The sequence below is a fragment of the Mycolicibacter arupensis genome (assembly GCF_002086515.1).
GTDB classification, from domain to species: Bacteria; Actinomycetota; Actinomycetes; order Mycobacteriales; family Mycobacteriaceae; genus Mycobacterium; species Mycobacterium arupense.
Genome location: NZ_MVHH01000005.1, coordinates 36,410 through 62,384 on the forward strand (window position 1 = coordinate 36,410; position 25,975 = coordinate 62,384).

General features: G+C 67.2%; 27 protein-coding genes and 1 tRNA gene. 7 read left to right on the forward strand and 21 right to left on the reverse strand.

Features of this window, described 5'->3' with window-relative positions; all coding sequences use genetic code 11:
* Positions 1-20 precede the first annotated feature (20 nt).
* From BST15_RS04095 to BST15_RS04130, 9 genes are all read right to left on the reverse strand, one after another.
* On the reverse strand, positions 21-2,810 hold the full coding sequence (locus BST15_RS04095) for a DEAD/DEAH box helicase (RefSeq protein ID WP_046188268.1): 2,790 nt from the start codon (positions 2,808-2,810) through the stop codon (positions 21-23).
* Positions 2,803-3,711 carry a twin-arginine translocase subunit TatC gene (tatC, locus tag BST15_RS04100; protein WP_046188267.1) on the reverse strand — a complete coding sequence of 303 codons (909 nt, stop codon included), beginning with the start codon at positions 3,709-3,711 and terminating at the stop codon, positions 2,803-2,805. Before tatC ends, BST15_RS04095 begins: the two co-directional genes overlap by 8 nt.
* A gap of 39 nt (positions 3,712-3,750) precedes the next feature.
* Positions 3,751-3,975, reverse strand: coding sequence for a Sec-independent protein translocase subunit TatA (gene tatA, locus BST15_RS22345; protein ID WP_046188266.1), 225 nt, complete (start codon positions 3,973-3,975; stop codon positions 3,751-3,753).
* A 39-nt stretch (positions 3,976-4,014) separates the two neighbouring features.
* Positions 4,015-4,248, reverse strand: coding sequence for a DUF2510 domain-containing protein (locus tag BST15_RS22350; protein ID WP_052751377.1), 234 nt, complete (start codon positions 4,246-4,248; stop codon positions 4,015-4,017).
* Positions 4,245-5,195, reverse strand: a complete 951-nt coding sequence (locus BST15_RS04110; protein WP_046188265.1) for a helix-turn-helix transcriptional regulator — start codon at positions 5,193-5,195, stop codon at positions 4,245-4,247. The genes BST15_RS22350 and BST15_RS04110 overlap by 4 nt, the downstream gene beginning before the upstream one ends.
* Positions 5,192-6,187, reverse strand: coding sequence for a helix-turn-helix transcriptional regulator (locus BST15_RS04115; protein WP_046188264.1), 996 nt, complete (start codon positions 6,185-6,187; stop codon positions 5,192-5,194). Before BST15_RS04115 ends, BST15_RS04110 begins: the two co-directional genes overlap by 4 nt.
* A 37-nt stretch (positions 6,188-6,224) precedes the next feature.
* Positions 6,225-6,716 (reverse strand): hypothetical protein, encoded by a 492-nt coding sequence (locus BST15_RS04120; RefSeq protein ID WP_131701176.1) that lies wholly within the window; start codon positions 6,714-6,716, stop codon positions 6,225-6,227.
* An 8-nt stretch (positions 6,717-6,724) separates the two neighbouring features.
* Entirely contained in the window at positions 6,725-8,083 is a 1,359-nt protein-coding gene (gene pafA, locus BST15_RS04125; RefSeq protein WP_109370710.1) for a Pup--protein ligase, read from the reverse strand.
* Between the two features lie 61 nt (positions 8,084-8,144).
* Entirely contained in the window at positions 8,145-8,768 is a 624-nt protein-coding gene (locus tag BST15_RS04130) for an ANTAR domain-containing response regulator (protein ID WP_046188261.1), read from the reverse strand.
* Positions 8,769-8,849: 81 nt separating this feature from the next.
* On the opposite strand from BST15_RS04130, the gene BST15_RS04135 reads away from it, so the two are divergent.
* Positions 8,850-8,926 (forward strand) — tRNA-Leu (locus tag BST15_RS04135).
* 204 nt (positions 8,927-9,130) lie between these two features.
* Entirely contained in the window at positions 9,131-9,691 is a 561-nt protein-coding gene (locus BST15_RS04140; protein WP_131701177.1) for a hypothetical protein, read from the forward strand.
* 7 nt (positions 9,692-9,698) lie between these two features.
* Here the strand turns inward: BST15_RS04140 and BST15_RS04145 are convergent, their stop codons facing one another.
* On the reverse strand, positions 9,699-10,025 hold the full coding sequence (locus BST15_RS04145) for a YnfA family protein (protein ID WP_046188260.1): 327 nt from the start codon (positions 10,023-10,025) through the stop codon (positions 9,699-9,701).
* Positions 10,026-10,102: 77 nt separating this feature from the next.
* Here BST15_RS04145 and BST15_RS04150 point away from each other — a divergent pair, with 77 nt between their 5' ends.
* The 4 genes from BST15_RS04150 to BST15_RS04165 all read left to right on the forward strand — a co-directional run bounded on the left by BST15_RS04150 (position 10,103) and on the right by BST15_RS04165 (position 14,041).
* Positions 10,103-11,413: an adenylate/guanylate cyclase domain-containing protein gene (locus BST15_RS04150; protein ID WP_083070822.1), complete on the forward strand. Its 1,311-nt coding sequence runs from the start codon at positions 10,103-10,105 to the stop codon at positions 11,411-11,413.
* 65 nt (positions 11,414-11,478) lie between these two features.
* Positions 11,479-12,732, forward strand: coding sequence for an alpha/beta hydrolase (locus tag BST15_RS04155; RefSeq protein ID WP_083070823.1), 1,254 nt, complete (start codon positions 11,479-11,481; stop codon positions 12,730-12,732).
* 32 nt (positions 12,733-12,764) lie between these two features.
* Positions 12,765-13,373, forward strand: a complete 609-nt coding sequence (locus tag BST15_RS04160) for an HdeD family acid-resistance protein (RefSeq protein WP_083070824.1) — start codon at positions 12,765-12,767, stop codon at positions 13,371-13,373.
* A gap of 101 nt (positions 13,374-13,474) precedes the next feature.
* A complete protein-coding gene (locus tag BST15_RS04165) occupies positions 13,475-14,041 on the forward strand; it encodes a DUF4190 domain-containing protein (protein ID WP_046188258.1) in 567 nt (188 codons plus the stop codon).
* Here the strand turns inward: BST15_RS04165 and BST15_RS04170 are convergent.
* The 9 genes from BST15_RS04170 to BST15_RS04210 all read right to left on the reverse strand — a co-directional run bounded on the left by BST15_RS04170 (position 14,038) and on the right by BST15_RS04210 (position 23,441).
* A complete protein-coding gene (locus BST15_RS04170; RefSeq protein WP_046188257.1) occupies positions 14,038-14,931 on the reverse strand; it encodes an acyl-CoA thioesterase II in 894 nt (297 codons plus the stop codon). The two genes, BST15_RS04165 and BST15_RS04170, sit on opposite strands and share 4 nt — an antisense overlap.
* Positions 14,931-16,349, reverse strand: coding sequence for a pyruvate kinase (gene pyk, locus BST15_RS04175; RefSeq protein WP_046188256.1), 1,419 nt, complete (start codon positions 16,347-16,349; stop codon positions 14,931-14,933). The genes BST15_RS04170 and pyk overlap by 1 nt, the downstream gene beginning before the upstream one ends.
* 92 nt (positions 16,350-16,441) lie before the next feature.
* A complete protein-coding gene (locus tag BST15_RS04180) occupies positions 16,442-16,837 on the reverse strand; it encodes an NINE protein (RefSeq protein ID WP_046188255.1) in 396 nt (131 codons plus the stop codon).
* A gap of 42 nt (positions 16,838-16,879) precedes the next feature.
* The gene (lgt, locus tag BST15_RS04185) at positions 16,880-18,274 is read right to left on the reverse strand and encodes a prolipoprotein diacylglyceryl transferase (RefSeq protein WP_046686361.1); all 1,395 of its coding nucleotides are present in this window, start codon (positions 18,272-18,274) and stop codon (positions 16,880-16,882) included.
* Positions 18,271-19,077, reverse strand: a complete 807-nt coding sequence (gene trpA / locus BST15_RS04190; RefSeq protein ID WP_046188254.1) for a tryptophan synthase subunit alpha — start codon at positions 19,075-19,077, stop codon at positions 18,271-18,273. Before trpA ends, lgt begins: the two co-directional genes overlap by 4 nt.
* Positions 19,074-20,342 carry a tryptophan synthase subunit beta gene (gene trpB, locus BST15_RS04195; RefSeq protein ID WP_046188253.1) on the reverse strand — a complete coding sequence of 423 codons (1,269 nt, stop codon included), beginning with the start codon at positions 20,340-20,342 and terminating at the stop codon, positions 19,074-19,076. Before trpB ends, trpA begins: the two co-directional genes overlap by 4 nt.
* Positions 20,343-21,161, reverse strand: coding sequence for an indole-3-glycerol phosphate synthase TrpC (gene trpC / locus BST15_RS04200; protein ID WP_046188252.1), 819 nt, complete (start codon positions 21,159-21,161; stop codon positions 20,343-20,345). It abuts the gene before it with no gap.
* 83 nt (positions 21,162-21,244) lie between these two features.
* Positions 21,245-21,907 carry a TIGR02234 family membrane protein gene (locus tag BST15_RS04205; RefSeq protein ID WP_046188251.1) on the reverse strand — a complete coding sequence of 221 codons (663 nt, stop codon included), beginning with the start codon at positions 21,905-21,907 and terminating at the stop codon, positions 21,245-21,247.
* A complete protein-coding gene (locus BST15_RS04210) occupies positions 21,900-23,441 on the reverse strand; it encodes an anthranilate synthase component I (RefSeq protein ID WP_046188282.1) in 1,542 nt (513 codons plus the stop codon). The genes BST15_RS04205 and BST15_RS04210 overlap by 8 nt, the downstream gene beginning before the upstream one ends.
* Before the next feature lie 85 nt (positions 23,442-23,526).
* Here BST15_RS04210 and BST15_RS04215 point away from each other — a divergent pair, with 85 nt between their 5' ends.
* The gene (locus BST15_RS04215) at positions 23,527-23,991 is read left to right on the forward strand and encodes a peroxiredoxin (RefSeq protein ID WP_046188250.1); all 465 of its coding nucleotides are present in this window, start codon (positions 23,527-23,529) and stop codon (positions 23,989-23,991) included.
* Between the two features lie 10 nt (positions 23,992-24,001).
* Here BST15_RS04215 and BST15_RS04220 read toward each other — a convergent pair whose 3' ends face one another.
* Both BST15_RS04220 and BST15_RS04225 read right to left on the reverse strand, forming a co-directional pair.
* A complete protein-coding gene (locus tag BST15_RS04220) occupies positions 24,002-24,835 on the reverse strand; it encodes a class I SAM-dependent methyltransferase (RefSeq protein ID WP_046188249.1) in 834 nt (277 codons plus the stop codon).
* A gap of 199 nt (positions 24,836-25,034) precedes the next feature.
* Positions 25,035-25,964: a coiled-coil domain-containing protein gene (locus BST15_RS04225; protein ID WP_046188248.1), complete on the reverse strand. Its 930-nt coding sequence runs from the start codon at positions 25,962-25,964 to the stop codon at positions 25,035-25,037.
* Positions 25,965-25,975 lie beyond the last annotated feature (11 nt).

The window sequence follows — 25,975 nt, forward strand, 5'->3', positions numbered from 1 at the left end:
ACCGTAGCGCCCGGACCAGCCTACCCGGCGTCAACGGCAACCACGCCGCGCAAAACCGTGTCGATCGCCTGTTTTGCTGTGGCCTGCAACTCCGGGCTGGGCGCCGCGTTGCGCAGCTGATCCAGCAGGTCGAGCACTTGACGGCACCATCGCACAAAATCCCCCGCCGACAGCGGCGAACCGCCACCGGCCGCGTCCGAAGCGGCCAGCGCCGAGGCAAGGTCACCGCTGCGCGCCCACCGATAGACGGCCGCGACGAATCCGTCGTCGGGCTCCCGGGTCGGATTGATCCCGTGCCGGCGCTCATCGGCACGTAACGCCGCCGAGAGCTTGCGCGTCTGTTGCAGGGCCCGGCGCACCGGCTCGGTGGGTGCCTGCAGGGTCGGCGGTCCGCCGGGGCCGTCCGCGCCACGCGTCTCAAAGAGGACCGAGGACACCACCGCAGCAAGCTCCGGGGGCTTGAGGCCGTGCCACGCCCCGCTACGGAGGCATTCGGCCACCAAAAGGTCGCTCTCGCTGTAAATCCTGGCCAGCATCCGGCCGTCGTCAGTGACCGTGGGGTCGCCCTCCCCCGAGCCGTCGCTGATGAAGCCGCGTTCGGACAACAACCCGACGATGCGATCGAAGGTCCGTGCCAGCGAGTTGGTGGCAGCTTCGACCTTGCGGCGCAGCTGCGCGTTGTCGGCCTCGACGCGCAGGTACCGCTCGGCGACGCGCACCTGGACTTCCCGGTCGGCCATGTCATGAACGGGGTGGTCTCGCATGCGCTGGCGCAGCGCCGCGAGCTCCGGATCCACCGGGCCGTCGTGCGCGTTGTCGCCGCGACGGCCGCGCGAGCTGGGCACCACCAAGCCGGCGGCCGCCGACCGCAACGCGGAGGCGAGATCGCGGCGAACCCGCGGCTGGCGGTGCTCCACACGTTTGGGCAGGCTCATGGTGCCCAGGGGCGGGACGGCGCCGGAGTAGTCCGCCGAGGAGATCCGGCCCGCCCAACGATGCTCGGTGAGCACCAGGGGCCGCGGTTCGTCGGACTCCCGATCGGCCTGCAGCACCACCGCCAGCCCGCCGCGACGACCGTTGCTGAGGGTGATGATGTCGCCGCGGCGCAGCGCCGACAACGCCTCGCCGGCAGCTTGCCGCCTGGCCAGACGCGAGGCGCGCGCCTGGGCTCGTTCGCGTTCGGAGATCTTCGCCCGCAGCCGGGCGTAGTCCAGTACCGCCGAGTCGCGACCGCCGATCTCGGCAGCGATCTCGTCGAGGGTGCGTTCTCCCCGCTCGGCGCTGCGCACCAAACCCACCACGGACCGGTCGGCCTGGAACTGCGCGAACGACTGCTCCAGCAGCTGGTGGGCCTGCTCGGGACCCATGTGCTGAACCAGGTTGATCGTCATGTTGTACGACGGCGCGAACGAGCTGCGCAGCGGGAAGGTTCGGGTAGAGGCCAGTCCGGCCACCTGATCGGGGTCGGCAGTGCTTTCGCTGGGGTGCCACAGCACCACCGCATGACCTTCCACGTCGATGCCGCGCCGGCCCGCGCGCCCAGTCAGCTGGGTGTACTCCCCCGGGGTCAGTGCGGCGTGCTGCTCGCCGTTGAACTTCACCAGCCGTTCGAGCACCACGGTGCGGGCCGGCATGTTGATGCCCAAAGCCAGGGTCTCGGTGGCGAACACCGCCTTGACCAGACCCGCCGCGAACAGCTCTTCGACGGTGTGGCGAAACACCGGCAGCAGGCCGGCGTGGTGGGCGGCCAGGCCGCGCAGCAGCGCCTCGCGCCACTCGTAGTAGCCCAGAACGTCCAAGTCGTCGTCGGCCAGATCACCGCAGCGGTGGTCGATCACCTCGGCGATCCGGGCCCGTTCGGCTTCGGTGGTCAGCCGAAGGGGGGAACGGAGGCACTGCTTGACCGCGGCGTCGCAACCGGCCCGAGAGAACACGAAGGTGATCACCGGCAGCAGCCCCGCCGAGTTCAACACCGCGATCACATCGGGACGCATCGGGGGCCGGTAGGTGGGCCGGTCGATCCGGCCGGAGGAACCGCCGTGCCGCGTTCGCCGGGCGCTGCCCCAGTCGGTGAGGCGGTCGGCTTCGCGGCGATGCGCAATGTGGCGCAGCAAGGCAGGGTCCACGCGCGGTCGCCCGCCAGCCCCCGCGTCGGGCCGCGACTCAAACAGGTCGAACAGCCGTTTGCCCACCATCATGTGCTGCCACAACGGCACCGGCCGATGCTCGTCGACAACGACGGTGGTGTCGCCGCGCACGGTCTGAATCCAGCCACCGAACTCCTCGGCGTTGCTGACCGTGGCCGACAGACTGATCAGCCGCACCTCCTCGGGCAGGTGCAAGATGACCTCCTCCCACACCGCGCCGCGCATCCGGTCGGCCAGGAAGTGCACTTCGTCCATCACGACGTGAGAAAGACCTTGCAGGGCAGGAGAGTTCGCATACAGCATGTTGCGCAGCACCTCGGTGGTCATCACCACCACCGGCGCGCCGGAATTGACCGAAAGATCGCCGGTCAGCAACCCCACCCGGTCCTTGCCGTAGCGGGCCACCAAGTCGGTGTGCTTCTGGTTGCTCAGCGCCTTGATCGGGGTGGTGTAGAAGCACTTTCCACCGCCGGCAAGGGCCAGATGCACGGCAAACTCACCGACCACGGTCTTGCCGGCACCGGTGGGCGCGCACACCAGCACGCCCCGCCCCTCCTCCAGCGCCGCGCAGGCCCGGCGCTGGAAACCGTCCAGCCCGAAGGGCAGTTCGGCAGCGAACCGGCTCAGCTCGCTGCCCCCGGGTTGCTGTGGCGAATCACTCATGAGGCGCGGTGACCGGAGCGGGCGCGTCGATCGGTGAGGCCTCGTCGTCGGAGAGCGCACCGGCCGACTCACGCTTGGCCTTGCGCTTGTCGTGCACTCGGGCGATCTGAATGGCGAATTCCTGCAGCAGGGTCAGGGTGCAGCCCAGCACGATCATCGAGAACGGGTCTGAGCCGGGTGTGAAGAACGCGGCGAAGACGAACATGGCGAAGATCAGGCCCCGCCGCCACTCCTTGAGCCGGGCATAGCTCAGCACGCCGACCATGTTGAGCATGACGATCAGCAGGGGGAACTCGAAGCTGATGCCGAACACCACGAGCAGGTTCAGCAAAAAACCGAAATAGTGCTCGCCCGACAACGCGGTCACCTGGACATCGCTGCCGACCGTCAGCAGAAATCCGAGTGCCTTGGACAGCACCAGATAGGCCAGGATGGCGCCGGTGACGAACAGCACCGCCGCCGACACGACGAACGCCACCGCGAAGCGCCGTTCCTTGCGGTAGAGCCCCGGGGTGATGAACGCCCACAGGTGGTAGAACCACACCGGGCAGGCCAGCACGATTCCGGCGGCCAGGCCAACCTTGAGGCGCAGCATGAACTGGTCGAACGGCGCCGTGGCCAGAAGCCGGCACTGCCCGTCGGGAGCGATCGAGGCGCGCGCCGAGGCCGGCAGCTCGCAATACGGCTGGCGAAGCCACTCACCGAGGCTCTCCAGGCCAAAGAGTGGCTGGGTGTACCAGATGAAGCCGACGATCGTGGTGAGCACGATGGCTGCCATCGAGATCAGCAGCCGGGTGCGCAGTTCCCGCAGGTGATCGACCAGGGACATCGTCCCGTCGGGATTGGCACGGCTGCGCCGCTGCCGCGGATCCAGCCGCCGCAGAACTCCGAGATTGCGCACAGTCGAATGGGACGCGGTCGCCGCGACGGCGGGACCGGGTTACGCCGACTGGCCGCCCGGCGGATCGACCCGCTCGGACGCGACGGTGGTCGAGGTGGCAGTCGAATCCGGCTTGCTCTCGTTCTGCAGCTCGCGGACTTCGGACTTGAAGATGCGCAAGGACTTACCGAGCGAGCGGGCCGCTTCGGGGAGTCGCTTGGCGCCGAACAGAATGACCACGGCGACGGCGAGGATCGCCAGATGCGACGGTCCTAATGCGTTCACTTTGGTTACCTCCAGACGTCGCCACGATGCTACCGCAGCTCACGACTCCGGCGGTGCATCCCGTCGCCGGGTGGCCCCGGTCCAGCGTTGACCGTCGAAGTAGCGCAGCAGTGCGCCGTCCGCAGGGTCGGGATACCAGTCGGGAGCCAGGGGTGAGGGAGCAGAACGTTTCGCCTTGGCCTTGACCAGGAAGAAGATCCCCACCACGACACCCACCATGAGGGCCAGAAAGGCGATGTCGGCCACCAGGGTCTCGAGGGTGTACAGGGTCAACGGCGTACCTGCTCATACATCGCCAATGCCCCCAACGCTGTGTCACGCACCGCCACCGCCAGCGATTCCGGCGCCACCACCTGCACCTCGTCACCCAATCCCAGCAGCAGCCGGGTCAGCCATTCTTCGGATGCGTACGTCAGCTGCGCCTCCATCCAGCCATCAGGCAGTTGTCCGATCGCCTGCATCGGGTAGTACTCGAACATCCATGCCGCCGACGGCGCCAGCCGCACCGTGGCGACCGGCAACGACGGATCGGCGTCGAACAACGAGGTATCGGTCTCGGCGTGGCGCGCAGGCTCCGGCGGCGCGGCCGGCTCGTCGAGCAGGCGGGCCTCATCGATGCGGTCGAACCGGAACAGCCGCACTCCTTCGGATTCGCGGCACCATGCCTCCAGGTAGCTGTGGCTTCCGATCAGCACCACACGAATCGGATCGACGACTCGGTGCGACACGCTGTCGCGCGACGCGGCGTAGTAGTCGATGCCCAATGCGCGGCGGCGACGCACACCGTCGCGGACCACATCGGCCGCCGATTCGTCACTCGCCGCCGAAGCGGGCGGCGCCGGTGCTGCGGCTCCTGCCGCCTCCTCGACCTTGGCTATCGCGCTGCGGGCGGCGCGCGGGTCGACGATTCCAGGCATGTCGACCAGGGTGCGCAACGCCATGAGCATGGCCGTGGCCTCGCGCGACGTCAGTCGCAGGGGACGGTCCACTCCCGCGGACTCGAACACGTCGAGGCGATCGTCGTAGAACGTCACGTCAATGAGCTCACCGGGCCCGTATCCCGGCAGGCCGCACATCACCAACTGCTCCAGATCGGTCTGCAACTGGCTCAGGCTCACCCCGAGTTCGGCGGCGGCCTGCGCCTTGGTGATACCCGGGCGGGCCTTGAGGTAGGGCACCATGTTCAACAGCCGGACCAGCCGCTTGGACAGCTGCGTCATACCGGCACCTCCCCCACCCGGGCACTCAGCCGCGCCAACACGTCATCGCGCAACGATGCCGGTTCCAGGACGACGGCATCGGTCCCGTATCCGGCTACTTCCCGGGCCAGCCGATCATGGGTTCCCATGTCCACGCCGATGACGTCGCCGTCGCGGCCGGCCAGCAGCTCACGGGCCAGCACCTTGCCGGCGCGGCGCAGCGCCACCGCCCGCCCGTCGGCAACCCAGATCCGAGCCTGCACACCGCTGGGGGCGTCGCCGACTGCCTCGGCGACGATCACGCGCAGGTCGGCGACCTCGGGTCGCGTGACGCTGTCGGGCGGCCCAATCGGCCGCACCTCGGGCCCGATCCGCGAGAGCCGGAAGGTGCGCACGGCGTTGCGGTCACGGTCGTGTCCCACCAGATACCAGCGACCGGCGTGGGTGACCACACCCCACGGCTCGACGGTGCGGGTGACGTACGGCTCGACCGGCGAGGGCCGGTGCTCGAACTGCACCGCCTGACCCGCCTGGACGGCATCGGTCAACGCGCCCAGTGCCGGTTCAGCCCGATGCATGCCCTGCAGCGCCGTGGGCGGTGTCACCAAAACATCTGCCTGAGTCGAATCCACTTCGACACCGGCGGCATGCAGTTTGGCTACCGCGCCCTCGGCGTTGGCGCGCAATTCCGGTGACTGCCACAGCTGCACCGCGACGGCCACTGCGGCTGCCTCTTCGCGGGTCAGGTCGATGGCGGGCAGGGCGTAGGTGTCGGGGTTGATCCGGTAGCCCTCTACCGTGTCGAACCCGGAGGCCTTCCCGGTTTCCAGGGGAATGCCCAGGTCACGCAGCTCGTTCTTGTCGCGTTCGAACATCCGGGAGAACGCGTCGTCACTGGGGCTGTCGCCGTAGCCCACCACGGTGGCCCGAATCTTCTCGGCCGTGAGGTAGCTGCGGGTGGCCAGCAACGCGATCACGAGATTCAGGAGTCGTTCGACCTTGGCGGTAGCCATGACAAGACAGGATAAGGCTCGTCGGTTACGTCAAGGTTCAATTGTGGTTCGCCGGTGTGCAGGAGAGCCCTGGGAAGTCCCAGGTGCTGCACTGATAGTCGGAGAATTCGGGATCCGCGGCCTGCGCCTGGCCCGCAAGGTCAGCATGCGCCGAGACTTTCGCACCATAGACGCCTGGGTAGAGCGGCATCAGCTGGTCGTCGTTGGGAAACGACAACGAGAAGCTGTCGCCGTTGTGCACCTCACGGGTCTCCTGGTAGCTGAGCGTGTGTGAGGGCCCGGCAAGCTCCAAAGGGGCGCCGGAGGCGGTCAGATGCATCTGAATCACCAGCGCGGTCCCGGGTCGATCGGTGTGGCAGTCGGTGACGTCGACGCGGCTGCCCATGTAGTCGGCCCCGTCGACGGAGTAGACGAACGGTTTGGCGACGCTGAACTGACAGGTAAGGACGCCCTCTGCGTGCGCGGCCGGCGTCCCTGCCAGCGCGGTTCCCAGGGGGATCAGCGTGGCCAGGCCGCACACTCGGTTCATCGCCGGGGTCACATGCTCGCGATCAGGCGCTTGACCCGCTCGTCGACTGACCGGAACGGGTCTTTGCACAGCACGGTGCGCTGCGCCTGATCGTTGAGCTTGAGGTGCACCCAGTCGACGGTGAAGTCGCGGCCGGCTGCCTGTGCAGCGGTGATGAATTCGCCGCGCAGCTTGGCGCGCGTGGTCTGGGGAGGGGTCTCGACGGCCTCGTCGACATCCTCGTCGGTGGTGATGCGGGCGGCCAATCCCTTGCGCTGCAGCAGATCGAACACGCCGCGGCCGCGTTTGATGTCGTGATAGGCCAAGTCCAGCTGCGCGATCTTGGGATCGGACAGCTCCATGTTGTACCGGTCCTGATAGCGCTGGAACAGCTTTCGCTTGATCACCCAGTCGATCTCGGTGTCGACCTTGGCGAAGTCCTGCGTCTCGACGGCGTCGAGCTGGCGGCCCCACAGGTCGATGACCTGCTCAAGCTGCGGGTTGCTGGCACGGGTCTGGACGTATTCCACCGCGCGCCCGTAGTACTCACGCTGGATGTCCAGGGCACCGGCCTGGCGGCCACCGGCCAGGCGCACGGGCCGCCGGCCGGTCATGTCGTGACTGACCTCGCGGATCGCCCGGATCGGGTTGTCCAGCGAGAAGTCCCGGAAGGACACCCCGGCCTCGATCATCTCCAGCACGAGCGCCGCACTGCCCACCTTGAGCAAGGTGGTGGTCTCGGACATGTTGGAGTCACCGACGATCACGTGCAGGCGCCGGTACTTCTCGGCGTCGGCATGCGGTTCATCGCGGGTGTTGATGATCGGGCGGGACCGGGTGGTCGCGCTGGAGACGCCCTCCCAGATGTGCTCGGCTCGTTGGGACAGGCAGAACGTGGCGGCTTTGGGGGTCTGCAGCACCTTGCCGGCGCCGCAGATCAGCTGGCGGGTGACCAGGAACGGCAGCAGCACATCGGAGATCCGGGAGAACTCCCCAGCCCGCACGATCAGGTAGTTCTCGTGGCAGCCGTAGGAGTTGCCCGCCGAGTCGGTGTTGTTCTTGAACAGGTAGATATCGCCGCCGATCCCCTCGTCGGCAAGCCGCTGCTCGGCGTCGATCAGCAGGTCTTCGAGCACCCGCTCGCCGGCCCGGTCGTGGGTGACCAGCTGAATCAGGTTGTCGCACTCGGCGGTGGCGTACTCGGGATGACTGCCGACATCGAGGTACAGCCGAGCCCCGTTGCGCAAGAACACATTCGAGCTACGTCCCCACGACACCACCCGGCGGAACAGATAGCGCGCCACTTCATCGGGCGACAGTCTGCGATGGCCGTGGAAGGTGCAGGTGACACCGAACTCGGTCTCAATGCCCATGATTCTGCGCTGCACGTCATCGAGCGTACTGGTTGAACCAGCACAGCGGGGCCCAGCCGGGCCGGTGGCGTGCCGCTCAGGCCGGCGGTTTGGCCGGGGCCTGGACGTTCTCCAGCACCACTTCGGCCACCTGTCGCATGGTGGTCCGCTTGTCCATCGCCGCGCGCTGAATCCACTTGAAGGCCTCGGGCTCGGTGAGCCCATGCGCGGTCTGCAGCACACCCTTGGCCCGCTCGACGAGCTTGCGGGTGGCCAGCTGCTCGGCCAGCGTGCTGACTTCGCGTTCCAAGGCGGTGATCTCCTCGGCGCGACTGACCGCCAGCTCGATGGCCGGAACCAGGTCACCGGCGGTGAACGGTTTGACCAGGTAGGCCATCGCGCCGGCGTCGCGGGCCCGCTCCACCAGATCGCGCTGGCTGAAGGCGGTGAGGATGACGATCGGCGCGATGCGTTTGGCGGCGATCTCCGACGCGGCGTCGATGCCGTCGCGGCGGGGCATCTTCACATCCAGGATCACCAGGTCGGGACGCAACTGCTCGGCCAGCTCGACGGCCTCCTGGCCGTCACCGGCCTCGCCCACCACCTCATAGCCCTCTTCGCGCAGCATCTCGGCGAGGTCTAGCCGGATCAGCGCTTCGTCCTCGGCGATCACCACCCGTCGGGTGGGGCGCGGGCTGCTGGCGGGCGTGGGCTCGGTCATGCCCCATATTCTGTCCTGGCTGCCGCCTGGGGCAACCCCGAGGGGCATCGTCTAAGGTAGGAAGCCGCGCACCGGCGCTGGGCCCTCGTATCCCAACTGGCAGAGGAAACGGATTCAAAACCCGTGCAGTGTGAGTTCGAATCTCACCGAGGGCACCACAAGTTTCGCTAGATTGGCCCCTTCAGGCCGCCACCGGACGCACTATGCGCACCGGTCGATCAGTGTCTTGCGTGCGCTATCTCGCTGCCGCTAACCAATCCCCGGCATCCCCTGCTCCCCAAGGGTTCACGATTGTCGCCCCCAAGGGACCTCACCGAACTTAGACTCGGCCACGCCGGGATCGCGGCAGCCGAGGAGGGCCCTTGAGGAAATCCGTGCTGGTGACGCTGATGACGTTGTTGTGCGCGGCGATCTGCTTTCTCCTCTGGCCCTCGGATCACTCGCAGCGCTCCGGGCACGCCCCGCCCATGGTCCGGGTGCAGTCGGAGGCCTCTCCCGGCCGTGACGGCGGCGTCGGGGGCAACCTTTTGCAACGCGATCCCCTCATCGACGCCTTGGGCGAATCCGACAATGACGACTGCGAGTCGTGCCAGCTGCCCTTTGTGCCATTCTTCGGGACACGGGCGGGAGTGAGCTGCGAGATCAACTACCGCCGTGGCGAGCTGCGCGACTCGGCGTACTGCATGTCGATGAACCCGCCGCAGCACGTGTCGATGGACGCCGACGGGGAGTTGGCGATCTGCGGCGACAACGTCGAGTGTCTCTCCGATCCGCCCTACGATCAGCCGACGCTTCCGTTCGGCCAGAGCGCGGGTGCCGGACCGTTCACCTGCCGCTCGGAGGCAACGGGCGTGACCTGCACGGTCAGCCCGTCAGAACGCGGCTTCGCGATCTCCCCAGCCGGCATCGAGCCCGTGGGCTGACGCCCGCTCATCGCGGGGCATACATGATCACGCCGACCCCGATCAGACAGATCAGCGCACCCGCGATGTCGGCGCGGTCCGGCCGGAATCCGTCGAACGCCATGCCCCACGCCAGAGAGCCGGCGACGAACACTCCGCCGTAGGCGGCCAGGATTCGGCCGAACTGTGCGTCGGGCTGCAGGGTGGCCACGAAGCCATAGAGGCCCAGTGCGATCACCCCGGCCCCGGCCCACAGCAGGCCACGATGCTCGCGCACCCCCTGCCACACCAGCCAGGCCCCGCCGATCTCTGCGACGGCGGCCAACACGAACAGCGCGACAGAACGCATCACCATGAGCGGTGACCCTAGTCGGACGCCGCCTACCTGCGGAAACCGCCAACATCCCTGCTCAGCGCATTAGGCTGTCGGTTGTGTCCGTCAAGCGGTTTCTTGCGGTGCCGGCCGAGGCTCAGACCCCGTACCGGCGTTCGCACTGCGTACCGGCCCGGACACGGCACTACGCGGCGCGCTGGTCGCAGCGACTTCGGATCCACAAATTGGCTGCCGGCCTGGCCGCGTTCATCAGCGCGGGATGGGCAGTGCTGGAGATCTGGGTCGACCCCGCCTACTGGTGGATCGGCGCCATCAACCTGGTCGCGGCCGCCGCGTTGGCGCTGACACCGCTGCTCTACTACTACGGCGAGCTGATCGCGCCGCTGGCCTTTGTCGGCATCGCCTACCTGACGACCACGATCGTGTGCTGGATGGTGGGAACCGGATCAGGCATCCAGTTCTACTTCCTGGCGGCGGCCTCCATCAGTGTGCTGATCCTCGGCGTGGACCGGATCAAGTTGGCCGCGGTCGTGGCCGGCATCGGGGCAGCACTGACTATCGCCTTGCAATTCCTGGTCCCGGCCGACAACCTGCACCAACCACCCTGGCTGCACAACCTGTCGTTTGTGCTGGTCGTCATCTCGGCCTGCTTCATGGTGGTGGCCACCGTGTGGTTCGCGCTGCGCGAGATCGCTCATGCCGAAACGGCCATGGAAGCCGAATACGAGCGTTCCGAGGCCCTCTTGGCCAATATCCTGTCCACGGCTGTCGCCGAACGGCTGAAGAACCCGGCGATCGACGTGATCGCCGACAGCTACCCGGACGCCTCAGTGCTGTTCGCCGACATCGCCGACTTCACCCGGCGGGCCAGCCAGACCGACCCGGGCCAACTGGTCGGGTTCCTCAATGAGCTCTACACCGGTTTGGACAGCCTGGTTGACCAGCACGGCCTGGAGAAGATCAAAACCAGCGGCGACTCCTACATGGTGGTCAGTGGCGTTCCCGACCCACGGCCGGACCACCTGAACGCGCTGGCACGGCTGGCACTCGACATCGCCGCCACCGTTGCCGAGTTGCGCGACCCGCTGGGTCGGCCGGTGTCGTTGCGGATCGGACTGGCCACCGGGCCGGTGGTAGCCGGGGTGGTCGGCAATCGCCGCTTCTTCTACGACGTGTGGGGTGACGCGGTGAACCTCGCCTCCCGCATGGAGTCCACCGGCGTCGCAAACCGCATTCAGGTCCCCCAAGACGTCAAGGACCGCCTCAACGACGAGTTCGAGTTCGAGGAACGCGGAGACGTCGATGTCAAGGGCAAGGGCATGATGCACACCTGGTTTCTGGTAGGCGCACGGCCCGTCGCCTCGCACGGAACGGCAAGCCGCTCTCTATCGGTGACTCCCGCGCGCTGACCGGGCTCTTGGGCCGCCTTCGGTAGGGTGCCGAAAAGGGTCGTCTCACAACGCTGAGGAGCGCAATGACAAGGCTTTGGGCTGTGCTGGGCTCGCTGGCCGGTCTGGTGACCACCGTCAACGGTTATCGCCCGCTGACCAAACGCGGCTACCCGTCGCTGTATGCGTTCGCCTTTGGTCTGTTCGCCTCGGAGCTGCCGCTGCAGCTGATCGCCGCTCAGTCCACAGCCATGGCGTCGCTGTCGCGGTGGCTCTCACCGCAGGCCCGCCGGGCCGGCTGGCTGCTGTCGGCCATCTCGTGGCTGGGCCTGCTGGGGTTGAACCATGCTGGGCGCACCAGCAATCGGCCGCTGACCGAGGCGCTGGACGCCGAGCTCGGAGCTACGCGCCGTACCGACAGCAGCGGACTTTGGAAGCGGCCCGGCCCTGACGCTGAGATCGCGAAGGCGCCCGGGGTGGTGCGCATGATGCGGGTCTACCGGGACTACGCCACCGACTCCGACATCGCCTACGGGGAGTACGGCGGGCGCAACACCCTCGATGTGTGGCGGCACCGTGACCTCCCCCGCGACGGCCGGGCGCCGGTGCTGCTCCAGGTTCCCGGCGGTGCCTGGATGGTGGGAAGCAAACGCGGCCAAGCGCATCCGTTGATGGCACACCTGGTGGAGCGAGGTTGGGTGTGTGTCTCGATCAACTATCGCCTGAGTCCGCGGTCCACCTGGCCGGACCACATCATCGACGTCAAGCGGGCGCTGGCCTGGACCAAAGCGCACATCGCCGACTACGGCGGCGATCCGGACTGGGTGGCGGTGACCGGCGGCTCGGCAGGCGGTCACCTGTGTGCCCTGACCGCCTTGACCGCGAATGATCCGCGGTTTCAGCCGGGATTCGCCGACGCCGACACCAGTGTGCGGGCGGCGGTTCCGTTCTACGGGATCTACGACTTCACCGGGGAGACCGGTCTTCATCCGCTCTTGACCCCGGCACTGGGGGCGTACGTGTTCAAGCAGAGCCGCCGGCGGTTCCCCGACACCTATCGTGACGCCTCTCCCATGACCTACATCTCTGCCGAGGCCCCGCCCTTTTTCGTGCTGCATGGGCAGAATGATTCCTTGGTGCCCGTGGAACAGGGCCGCGCCTTCAGCGCTCGGCTGCGAGAGGTCAGCTGCAATCCGGTGGTCTATGCCGAGTTGCCTTTGGCGCAGCACGCTTTCGACATCTTCGGCTCGCCGAGAGCCGCACACACCGCGGTCGCCGTGGATCAGTTCCTCACCGAGGTCTACGACCGCCACAGCCAGGACGTCGTCACCAGTTACTGAGCGGCAGTCAATACCCGGCCGGAACGGCGCAACTGTGTCAGACTTCGGCCATGGAAACATCGGTTTCGAATCTGCTGCCGAATCTGTGGAAGTCGACACTGGTCTCTGGTGTCTTGGCCCTTGCGTTGGGCGTGCTGGTCCTGGTCTGGCCAGGCCGGACCATCCTTGCTGCCGCGGTGCTCTTCGGGGTCTACCTGGTGGTCACCGGCATCGCCCAGCTGATCTTCGCGTTCAGCCTGCCCGTCATGTCCGCCGGCGGACGGGTGCTGTTGTTCCTCAGCGGTACCGCGTCGGTGATTCTGGCGGTCCTGTGCTTCCGGCACTTCAACTCTGACGAAGAGGCCCTGGCGGTGCTGCTGCTGGCCATCTGGATCGCGGTCGGCTTCATCTTCCGTGGCGTGGCCACCACCGTCGCCGCCATCAGCGACCCGGATCTGCCCGGCCGAGGCTGGCAGATCTTCATGGGTGCGGTCAGCCTGCTCGCCGGTCTGGTGACGTTGGCCTCGCCGTTCGCCTCGCTGTGGGTGCTGGCTCTGGTCGTGGGCAGCTGGCTGATCGTCATCGGGCTCGTCGAGATCGTCACCGCACTCAAGATCCGGGGTGCATCGCACAAAGTCGCTGCCGCGCTGTCTGCCGGATAGCCCGCCGCCAGACAGCGCCCGGCCCCGAAGCCGTGTCGCGGGTAGGGTGGGTCCTGACCCGTTTCGACACCTGACTGAAGCTCTGATCTGGAGTCTGCTCAATGCCTGAGTCCGGCATGCCCTCGCTGTCGCCTGAGTCGCAACCTTCCTGGCCCCCGGCCGGCGGCAGCTACCCCCCTCCGCCGGCCTACCCGTACTCCTACCCGGCGCCCGGGCAATATCCCGGCTATCCCCCGCCGGCACCCGCACCGGTACTTCGCAACGGCGCCGGCATCGCTGCCCTGGTGGTGGCCATCGCCGGCATCGTGACGGCACTGTCGGTGATCGGCGGGGTCGGGCTGGGCCTGGTGGCCGTGGTGCTGGGAATCGTCGGCCGCGGCCGAGCCAAGCGCGGAGAGGCCGATAACGGCGGAGTCGCGCTGGCCGGAATCGTCCTGGGTGCCCTGGCGGTGATCGCTGGGATCGGCTGCATCTTCATCTACGTCGGGATCTGGCGGACCGCCGGCGGCGGCGACTACGTGGCCTGCATGACTAAGGCCGGATCGGACGCCGAAGCCCAGCAGGAATGCACCGAGAGGTTCCGTGAGCACTTCGAGAACACCTTCGGCAGCGGCGCCGACGCCCCCCGGGTCCAAGAGGAGACCGACAACGGGCTGATGCCTGCCTAGCCTCCGGCTTGCTGGGGTTTGGTGCTGGGGAAATATTTCAGCACACCCTCTTGCGTGACTGTCGCCAGAACCTGCCCGGATCTGTCGAAGAAGTGCCCGGTGCCCAATCCGCGCGAGTCTGCGGCCACCGGTGACGACGTCGCGTACAGCACCCACTCGTCGAACCGAACCGGCCGGTGAAACCACACTGTGTGATTGGCGCTGGCGGCAAAGATCCGGTCGAAGCCCCACGACAGCCCGTGGGTGGTGATGATCGAATCCAGCACCGTGGTGTCCGATGAGTAGACCATCATCGCGGTGTGCAGGACCGGATCGTCGGGTATGGTGCCGTCGGCCTTGAGCCAGACCCGATTGTGTTCGAGTCGTCCGCCCTGGCTGCGCATCACCCAGGCCGGGTCGTTGCTGTAGCGCCACTCGATCGGGTGCGGTGCATTGACGAAGCCCGGCACCACCTCCTCATAACCGCTCAGGAGTTCACCGAGCCTGGGCAACGTCTCCGGCTCGGCGACAGTGGGCGCCGTCACGGCGTGTTCCAGGCCGCTGCCGGCCGCCAGGTAAGACACCATCGACGTGGCGATCAACGTCTCGCCCTGCAGTGCATCAACGCGGCGATTGGCGAACCGGCGCTCATCGCGCAGCCGGTGCACCCGGAACTCGATGTCGCGACCCGGGTCGCCGCCGTTGATGAAGTGGACCGAGAGCGCTCCAGGCGGAAGGTGCCCGGCGACCGTGCGGCTGGAGGCGACGAACGACTGTGCCATCAGCTGACCGCCGAAGGTGCGTATCGGCGTCTTGCTGGGATGCGATCCGACGAAAACGTCGTCGTCGACACCCGTGAGATCCAGTACGGCCAGCAGTTCTTCGAGATCCGTATTCGGCTCGGACGACACTAGATGTCGTCCTCCCCGATCCGGTGCACGTGAATCATGTTGGTGGAGCCTTCGGTTCCCGGGGGGGCACCTGCGACGATCACCATCAGATCACCGCGCTGGTAGCGGCCCAGATCAAGCAGTGCCTTGTCCACCTGGCGGATCATTCCGTCGGTGGTGTGAGCCTGCGGAACGATGAATGTCTCAGTCCCCCAAGTCATCGCCAACTGGCTTCGGATCTCCGGCATCGCGGTGAACGCCAACAACGGCAGCGGCGTGTGCAGCCGCGCCAACCTGCGCACCGTGTCCCCGGACTGGGTGAACGCCACCAACGCCTTGGCATCGAGGCGTTCACCGATCTCACGCGCGGCGAACGAGATCACCCCGCGCTTGGTGCGGGGCGCGTGGGTCAACGGCGGTGCCGCCGTCGAGTTCTGCTCCACCGCGCAGATGATGCGGCTCATGGTTCGCACGGCGTCCAGGGCATATTTGCCCACCGCCGTCTCCCCCGAGAGCATGACCGCGTCGGCGCCGTCGAGCACCGCGTTAGCCACATCGGAGGCCTCCGCCCGGGTGGGCCGGAAGTTCTCGATCATCGACTCCAACATCTGAGTCGCCACAATCACCGGGCGCGCATTCTCGCGCGCCACCTGGATGACACGCTTCTGTACCAGCGGCACCTCTTCGAGAGCCAGCTCCACACCGAGGTCGCCCCGGGCCACCATCACCGCATCGAAGGCCAACACCACGGCCTCGAGGTTCTCGATGGCCTCCGGCTTCTCCAGCTTCGCGACCACCGGGACCCGGCGTCCCACCCGATCCATCACCTCGTGCACCAGCTCAACATCCGACGGTGAGCGCACGAACGACAGCGCCACAATGTCGACCCCGAGCTCGAGAGCGAACTCTAGGTCCCTGATGTCCTTCTCCGACAGCGCGGGAGCGGACACCTTCATGCCTGGCAGCGACATGCCCTTGTGATTGCTGACCGGACCGCCCTCGGTGACGCTGCACACCACGTCATCGCCATCGATGTGCTCGACCACCAGCCCGACCTTGCCGTCATCGACTAGCACGCGGTCGCCCGGAGCCGCGTCGGCCGCCAGCTTCTTGTAGGTGGTGGAAACCCGGTCGTGGTCGCCGGGGCAGTCTTCGACGGTGATGCGCACCGTCTCGCCGTTCGCCCAGTAGACCGGGCCATCTGCGAAGCGGCCCAACCGGATCTTGGGGCCCTGAAGATCGGCGAGCACACCGACTGCGCGCCCGGTCGCGTCCGAGGCGGCGCGCACCCACTCGTAGGAAGCCTGGTGGTCTGCGTGCTCACCGTGGCTGAAGTTGAGGCGAGCCACATCCATGCCCGCGTCGACCAGTGCCCGGACCATCTCCGCGGAGTGGGTCGCAGGACCGAGAGTGCAGACGATCTTTCCGCGTCTATTCACAGCGCCAGCATAGTCGGGCCGGCTGAGCTGTCTTCCTCAGGAATGGTTGCGGTCAAAGAAAATCCATGTGACACACGGTTGCTGCGGCCACATCAGGTGCCGCCACGCAGCAGTCGGCCCTGCTTGTCGTGCACCCGTCCACTCAGTATCAAGACGGCGTCGATAACACCCCACGCGAACGGCACGATGATCCCCAGCCCGTAGGTGGTGATGGTGGCCAGCACACCGATCAGCAGCTGCACCAACCCCAGACCAGTCTGGCCCAGATACATCCGGCCGAACCCAAGGAAGCCGAAGAACCCCAGCAGCTGCAACAGGGCGGCGGTGACCTTCGACTTCGGCGAGTACGGCTGCCCGGTCACCGGATGCCGCCCATAGGGCGCCCACGCGTCCGGGTAGCCCGGGCACGCACTCGGATAGCCGGGCGGTGGCGGATAGGGCTGCCACCCGCCGTGTGGACCCGGTGGGGGCCACGACGGATCGCTCATGACTGCAGCATGCCAGAAATACCGGAGCTGGCGGCCGACTGGCTATCCGCGCTGTTCAGCGTCCTGGGAGGCATCCGATTCGCCATCGGCGCCGTCCGATTCTTCGTCGATGACACCAGCTTCGCCCTCGGCGTCGGCCGTGTCATCTGCCGTGTCGTCGGCCGGGGGTTCGGCGGGATCAGTGGTGTCGTCGTCGGCGGCCTCGACCTCCGGCGAATCGTCGCTGTCGGGCTCGGGCTCGGAATCCGCGTCGGCGGTGTCGGGCTGTTCGGACTCCTCACCCGGCACTGCCTCATCGGGATCGGCCTGAACCGGCTCGACCTCGGTCTGCGCGATCTCGGCCTGCGCGTCCGATTCGTCGTCCTCGGCCGTGGCGGCTGGCTCGTCCTCGTCGGACGTGACTTCGCTGGGCTCGTCGTCGCCGGGCGGTTCGACTCCTGCCGCAGCCACTTCAAGGGTGTCGGATTCGTCACGCTCATCGGGTGCTTCGCCGTCGGGCTCAGCACCCGGCTCAGCCGTCTCCTCTGACTCCACCGCCAGCTCCTGCTCGCCGCTGTCCTCGGGTTGCCACCCGCGGCGAATGGCCTCGGGATCCTCGCGCCCCTTGGCTGCGAGCAGGAGGTATACCACCGCGCCAATGAACACGAAGGTGGAGGTGAACGAGTTGACCCGGATTCCGGCGATATGGGTCGCAGCGTCGTCACGGAGCAACTCGATGCCGAACCGGCCGATGCAGTAGCCCGCCACATAGAGCGCGAACAACCGTCCGTGTCCCATGCGGAAACGCCGGTCGACGTAGATCAGCACCACGAACACCACGAGATTCCAGAGCAATTCGTACAGGAACGTCGGCTGAACGATCTTGTACAGCTCGCCGGTGGAGACGCCGTCGAGCAGGTGGGGATCGCGCACCCCCGCGGCATCCTCGCGCCAGAAGATCTCCAGGCCCCAGGGCAGCGTGGTCTCCCGGCCGTAGAGCTCCTGGTTGAAGTAATTGCCGATACGGCCGATGGCCTGCGCCAACACGATTCCGGGGGCGACCGCGTCGCCGAACGCCGGTAGCGGGATGCCATGGCGGCGGCAGCCGATCCAGGCGCCAACCCCGCCCAGTGCCACCGCGCCCCAGATTCCCAGACCGCCGTCCCAGATCCGCGGCGTTGCTTCCCAGCCGACACCGCCCTCGCCGAAGTAGGTCCGCCAGTCGGTCATCAGGTGGTAGAGCCGCCCACCGATCAGACCGAACGGCACGGCCCACAACGCGATGTCATAGATGACGCCCGGCTCACCGCCACGGGCCCGCCACCGGCGATCGCCGATCAGCAGGGCGGCGACGATGCCAATGATGATGCACAGGGCGTAGGCCCTAATCGGCACCGGACCCAGGTGCCAGACGCCGCGGGCAGGACTGGGGAAATACGTCAGCCAATCCAGGGTCATGGCGCTGAAACCTTGTGACGCACACCGGCAGCGAGTTCTTGAGTCAACGACCGCAGTTCGGTCAGCCCATCGGCGAGCGCGGTGACCAGCGCCGAACCGACGATGACGCCGTCGGTGTAGGCGCCGATCTCGGCGGCCTGTGCGCCCGATCGCACACCCAGCCCAACTCCGACGGGGATGTCGGAGACTTGGCGCACCCTGGCCACCAGTTCGGGCGCGGCGTTCGACACTGTGTTGCGGGCACCGGTGACACCCATGGTCGAAGCGGCGTAGACGAACCCGCTGGTCGCCTTGACGGTCTCGGCAAGGCGTTGTGGCGTCGAGGACGGTGCCACCAGAAAGATTCGGTCCAGCGCGTGCGCTTGGGAGGCGGCCAGCCAGTCGTCGGCTTCGTCGACGATCAGGTCAGGGGTGATCAAACCCAGTCCACCCGCTGCCGCGAGATCGCGGGCGAACGCGTCGACGCCGTAGCGCAGCACCGGATTCCAGTACGTCATCACCACGGCGCGTCCGCCGGCGTTGGCGATGGCCTCAACCGCGGCCAACGTGTCGCGTACCCGCACTCCGCCCTGTAGGGCAATTTCGGTGGCGCGTGCGATGGTGGGGCCGTCCATCCCCGGGTCGGAGTACGGCACACCGACTTCGATCAGGTCACAACCGGCGTCGACCAGGGCGGTCAGCGCGGCGATCGAGCCCGGTACGTCCGGATAACCGGTCGGTAGGTACCCGATCAGTGCAGCGCGGCCTTCGGCCCGGCACGCGTCGAACAGCGGGGCCAGCCGATCGCCGGCGTGGGAGCTCACGAAGCTCCCCCCGTCTCGTCGAGCAGCCCGAACCACTTGGCCGCGGTCTCTACATCTTTGTCTCCGCGGCCGGACACGTTGACCACGATCACCTTTCCGGGCCCCAGCTCAGCGGCTAGCTTCAGGGCGCCGGCCACCGCGTGCGCGGACTCGATCGCGGGAATGATCCCCTCAGTGCGACAAAGGATTCCGAAGGCGTCCATTGCCTCGGTATCGGTGATCGGTCGGTACTCGGCGCGGCCGGTCTCACGCAGCCAGGCGTGTTCGGGACCCACCCCCGGATAGTCCAGGCCGGCCGAGATCGAGTGCGACTCGATGGTCTGGCCGTCGTCGTCCTGCAGCAGATAGGAGAACGAACCCTGGAAGGCACCCGGTGATCCGCCCGCGAAGGTCGCCGCGTGCCGCCCGGTGTCCACGCCGTCGCCGCCGGCTTCGAAACCGACAAGGCGAACCGCAGGGTCGTCGATGAACGCGTGGAAGATGCCGATGGCGTTGGAGCCGCCGCCCACGCACGCCACCACCGCGTCGGGCAGCCCACCGGCCATCTGCTGGATCTGCACCCGTGTCTCCAGCCCGACGATCCGCTGGAAATCGCGAACCATGGCCGGGAACGGGTGCGGCCCGGCTGCGGTGCCGAAGCAGTAGTAGGTGCGGTCGGCGTTGGTGACCCAGTCGCGGAAGGCCTCGTTGATGGCGTCTTTGAGGGTTTGCGAACCTGATTCGACCGAGACCACTTCGGCGCCGAGCAGCCGCATCCGAGCCACGTTCAGTGCCTGGCGACGGGTGTCGACGGCGCCCATGTAGATCACGCACTCAAGCCCGAGCAGCGCGCAGGCGGTGGCGGTGGCAACGCCGTGCTGGCCGGCACCGGTCTCGGCGATCACCCGGGTTTTACCCATGTACCGGGCCAACAGCGCCTGACCCAGCACGTTGTTGATCTTGTGAGAACCGGTGTGGTTCAAGTCTTCCCGCTTCAAAAAGATGCGGGCTCCCCCGGCGTGCGCAGTCAGGCGCTCGGCCTCATACAGCGGTGAGGGCCGACCGGTGTAGTGCGTCTGCAGGTTGTCGAGGGTGTCCAGGAACTCCCGGTCGTTGCGCACTTTGTCGTACGCCGCGGTGACCTCTTCGATGACCGCCATCAGCGCTTCGGCGACGTAGCGGCCTCCGTAGACGCCGAAGTGCCCGCGGGCATCGGGCTCGTGACGGGACGGCTCGGCAATTCCGGCGCTGGCACGCGGGAAGCTCGAGTTCGGGGTGTCTGACATCTAGCGGGCCGGCTTCGGGCAGGACGGATGCTTACCCGCACTGACCAAATCGGCAACGGCGGCCCGCGGATCACCACTGGTGACCAGTCCCTCGCCAACCAGGACGGCGTCCGCACCGGCACCGGCGTACGCCAGCAGGTCGGCGGTCCCGCGCACCCCGGACTCGGCGATCTTGACCACCTCGGTGGGCAGTCCGGGCGCGATGCGCGCGAAGCAGTCGCGGTCGACCTCCAGCGTGGTCAGGTCACGCGCGTTGACGCCGATCACCTTGGCCCCGGCGGTCAGTGCCCGGTCAGCCTCTTGCTCGGTGTGCACCTCGACCAGAGCGGTCATGCCCAGCGACTCGGTGCGGTCCAGCATCGATTCCAATGCCTGTTGCTCCAGTGCCGCCACGATCAGCAGCAGCATGTCCGCGCCGTGCGCGCGGGCCTCATGAATCTGGTACGGCCGCACGATGAAGTCCTTGCGCAGCACCGGAATTGACACGGCGGCACGCACGGCGTCCAGGTCGGCCAGCGACCCGTTGAACCGGCGCTGCTCGGTCAAGACACTGATAGCCCGGGCCCCGCCGTCGGCATACGCGCTGGCCAGATCCGCCGGGTCGGCGATGGGTGCCAGCTGACCCTTGGACGGGCTGGCCCGCTTGACTTCTGCGATCACCGCGATGCCGGGCTCACGCAGCGCCGCCATCACGTCGCGAGGTGGTGGCATGGCCTCGGCGGCGGCTTTGACCTCCGCCAGGGGCACGGCAGCCTCTCGGACGGCAAGGTCGGCGCAGACTCCTTCGATGATGGAGTCGAGGACGGATGCCGAAGTCATGCCTGCCGTTTCCTCTCCTGCGTCCGAGCGGACCTTCGTCGAAGACCTTTATCGAAGGGTAACGACTGTCGCTGCCCGCGGTGTCACCGGCCCTCGCCGTCCGGGCCGGTAGCCCGGTCATCCGGATCGCCGGTGGGGTCGCGGCCCTCGTTGAGGGCATCCCACATAATTCGCTCCGAGATCTCCGGGTCATCCTTGCCCCCGAGTTCGAGCTCTTGCGCCCGCGCGCGGCGCGCAGCGGGCGCGGCGTATCTGGTGACGGCGCCAGCGCGATGGGAGGCAGTACGCATCAACAGGACCGCCGCGGCCAGTGTGCACAGGGCTGCGGCCAGGCTCACCACCGCTCCGGTGAGATGGCGCTGCGTGCTCAGCAGCGACGTCAGCGGGACCTCGGCGATGTCCAGGGCCCGCAACGTGACATCGCGGACCACCCACACGCTGATGGCCAGATAGCCGCTCGCCAGGCTGACCACGGCCAGGACCACCGCCAACACCCGCAATTGCCAGCCGCGCACCGCCATGGCCGCCACAGCGGCAGCCAGACACAGCAGCGCCAGGGGCACCAGCGCCGTCGACCACTGCGCCCCGCTGACCGTGATCTGTTTGGGCTGCCCAAGCCCGTCGGATGAGTCGATCACCACCCAGGGCAGGCGCGACGCGCCCCAGAGGCCGCCGGCGGCCACCACCAGCAGCAGCTGAGCCGCCCGCAACGCGCGGTTGTGAGGACGGCCTTCGCCCTCAGCCATCGGTCCCCGGCGGCAACAGCGATTCAGCGGCCGCGATCGCCGCCAGCACCGCGCGGGCCTTGTTGGAGGCCTCGGTGTATTCGTAGGGGCCGTTGGAATCGGCGACGACGCCGCCACCGGCCTGGACATAGGCCGTCTCATCGCGCATCAGAGCGGTGCGGATGGCGATCGCGAAGTCAGCGTTGCCCGCGAAGTCCAGATAGCCCACGACACCGCCGTAGAGGCCGCGACGGGTCTTCTCGACCTCCTCGATCAGCTCCATGGCTCGTACTTTGGGCGCCCCGGACAAGGTGCCGGCCGGAAAGCACGCCGTCACCGCATCCAGTGCGGTCCGGTCCTGAGCCAGCTCTCCGGTCACCGTGGACACCAAGTGCATGACGTGGCTGTAGCGCTCGATGTGGCTGTAGTCCGAGACCCGCACGGTGCCTGGAATGCATACCCGGCCCAGGTCGTTGCGGCCCAGGTCGACCAGCATGAGGTGCTCGGCGATCTCCTTCTCGTCGTTCAGCAGATCCTTGGCCAGCAGCTGGTCTTCCTCCTCGGTGGCACCCCGCCACCGGGTTCCCGCGATCGGGTGCGTGGTGGCGCGACCGTCCTGAACGGTCACCAACGCCTCGGGACTGGAACCCACAATCGAAAACGCCAGATCGCCGGCGTCGTCGGGGACCTGCAGCAGGTACATGTAGGGGCTCGGATTGGACACCCGCAGCATTCGGTAGACATCGAGCGGGTCTGCCGAGGTCGTCATCTCGAAACGCTGCGAGGGAACCACCTGAAAGGCCTCACCGGCCTCGATCTCCCCGACCAGCCGCTCGACGATCTCCCCGTATTCCTCGGGGGTGCGCTGTTCGCGGTAGACCGGCGCGGGCCGCTCGAAGGTGGCCACACTGGACTCCAGCGGCTGCGCCAGCGCCGCGGTCATCACGTCCAGCCGCGCGATCGCGTCGTCGTAGGCGGCATCGACGCGTTCGCTGGTGCCGTTCCAGTTCACCGCGTTGGCGATCAGGGTGATGGTGCCCTCGTGGTGGTCGACGGCGGCCATATCGGTGGCCAGCAACAACAGCATGTCGGGCAGCGCCAAGTCGTCAATGGCCAGCTCCGGCAGGCGCTCGAGCCGGCGCACCATGTCGTAGGCGAAAAAGCCCACCAGCCCGCTCGACAGCGGTGGCAGCCCTGGGATGGCGGCCGTCTCCAACAGGGTCAGCGTGTCGCGCAGGGCCTGGAGCGGGTCTCCCCCGGTGGGTGCGCCCTGTGGGGCCGCTCCCAGCCACACCGCGTTGCCCTCGCGCACCGTCAGCGCCGACGTAGTGCCTGCGCCGATGAACGACCATCGTGACCACGATCGCCCGTTCTCGGCCGACTCCAGCAGGAAGGTGCCGGGGCGATTGGCCGCCAGCTTGCGGTATGCCGACAGCGGCGTCTCGGCGTCCGCCAGCACCTTGCGAGTTACCGGGACCACCCGGTGCTCAGCCGCCAGTGCACGGAAGTCCTCCCGGGAGGTGACCCCGGCCCTAGAAGTGCTCGTGGTTTGCACGCCCACATCTTCCCAGAACCAGCGCCGGGGGCACGCTCAGCCCTATCCCCGCCACCACGTCGGTTGCCGGAGTAGCCTGGCCGCCATGAAAACCGGTGACACCGTGGCCGACTTCGAGCTCCCCGATCAGACTGGGGCCCCGCGCCGGCTCAGCGAACTGTTGACCCAGGGGCCGGTGGTGCTGTTCTTCTACCCGGCGGCCATGACGCCGGGCTGCACCAAGGAGGCCTGCCACTTCCGCGACCTGGCCGGCGAGTTCGCCGCCGTCGGGGCCACCCGGGTCGGCATCAGCGCCGACGCGGTGGCCAAGCAGGCCAAGTTCGCCGAACAACAGGGTTTCGACTATCCCCTGCTCTCCGACGCCGACGGTGCGGTGGCCACCCAGTTCGGTGTCAAGCGAGGCATGCTGGGCCGGCTCATCCCGGTGAAGCGGACCACCTTCGTCATCGACACCGATAGCAGGGTGCTGGACGTGATCTCCAGTGAGTTCTCCATGGACGCCCATGCCGACAAGGCTCTGGAGGTGCTGCGCGCGCGACGTACTGCCTAGCGGCAGAGGGTCATTCGGGGTTGCGAAACGTGTAGACCTGGTACTGAAGAAGTCCGAGCCGGGACAACCGGTTCATCCACCGGGTACCGACGAGCATGGTCTTGCGAATGTCCGCTGACTCGTGCGCGCGGAAGAATTTCAGCAGGAACGGGTACGTGGGAAATGTCTGTTTCCGGATGTTGCGCGAGGACTCGAGGCGTAGTCCGGCGCGTGTGCCCATGCTCTTGTAGGACCGCAACGGGACACTGCCGAGCGTCCCGTAGGACTTGGCGATCCGGCTGCGGATCGCCATCCAGATCGGAGTCTTGCCGAAGAACATCGCGATCGGCACGAAGTCCGACACGGCTAGGTAGCCGCCTGGCTTGAGTACTCGCGCGGCCTCGACGAGGAACTTCTCCCGAGACGGGAAGTGGAAGATACATTCGACGGCCAGGATTCGATCAAAAGAGTTGTCCTCGAACGGCAACCGGCACGCGTCACCTTCGAACCAGGCGATGGTGTTGCCGGCGGCAGGTGTGCTCACGGCTGCAGCGGCGGACAGCTGGCGCGGGTCGATATTCAGGCCAGTGAGAGCCATGTCGGAATGCGTGGCATTGATCTGCCGGATGGTCCCGCCGAATCCGCTGCCCACATCCAGCAGCGTCTGCCCGTCTGCGACCCTTCCGGCCCCCAGGAGCACCCCGTTCATCAGCTCCATGGCTGCGACGTAGTCGGCCAGGGTGCCATCGGCGCTGTTGGGTGTCTCCCAGTAGCCCCAGTGCACTTGGTCTTCCCACAGTTGGCTCAGTTCGCCACGGGCAGGACGATCATCGATCAGGAGGTCGAAGTAAGGCAGCTCGGGCATCCGCGGCCGGTATCACGGATTACATTTGCTCCGTGAGTTAGAGGATCGGCCACCATCCTCAATAAGCTGCAACTAATAGGCGCCAAGGTTAATTTAATTAATTTGCTGGTGGGGGCTCACTCTGGGCCGGACGCCGCGTTCGCAAGCAGCTGCTGGAATCGTCAAGCACCCACACCGGAGATTTGCTCAGCGACCAGGCTCAGGCCTGCTCCGAGTCTGATCGCTTGACCACGCTCATCCGGTCGCGGCGGATGGCGGATTCGATCCGGCTCTGGATCTCACTGAGCGCACCGACCACGTCCCCGCGAACGTGAATCAGCTGCATGACCTCGGCATCGGTGCGCTCCATGATCAGCTTGGCTTCACGCTCTGCGGTGGCGATCAGCGCTGCCGCCTTGAGCCGGCTGTCCTTTTCGGTGTTGGCAATCTGGGTCTGCGCCTGTTCCCACGCCGCACTCACCTGCTTGGACAGCTCGCGCTCGCTCTCGCGTCGACGGCGCTCGCTCTCGCGGCGCCGCCGCTCGTCTTCATCAGCGAGTCGCTGCGCTGACTCCCGGCGCGCACGCTCGGCTTCCTCGGTCTCACTGATCAGGCGAGCGCATTCGGCCTGCGCGGCCACCAGCAGCTCTTCGGCCTCGGCTTTGGCCTCGGTCAGGATCTGCTCGCGGCGCAGCGAGGTCGACTCCTGAAGTTCGGCCAACGCGGCACTGGCTGCTGCGCGGTCCTGGCGAGCGGCCTCGAGCTCGTCGCGCAGGTGGCGGGTGAGCGCTTCGGCCTCTTCTTCCGCCATGGCCTTGGTGCGCCGCGCCTCATCGGAGGCGACCCGCATCATGCGTGCGATTCGGTCGGACATGCCCTCCACCGAATCAATCGGGCCGGACAGCCGGGCGATGTCACCGCGCAGCGCCTCAATCTCAGCGCGCAGCCGGGTCCGGTCGTCGTCGGTGTTGGCAAGGTCGCGCTGGGCCTCCGAGAGCTGACCCTCAAGGGCTGGGATGCGCCCTTTGAGAGTGTCGAGCTCTTGGTGCAATTGCTGGATGTAGTCCGTCACCTGGCTGCGATCGAGGCCGCGGAGTTGTGTGGTGAAGGTGGGGAGTTCTGGTTCGTACACGGAAAGCGCTGTGCTCATGGTCGAAGACT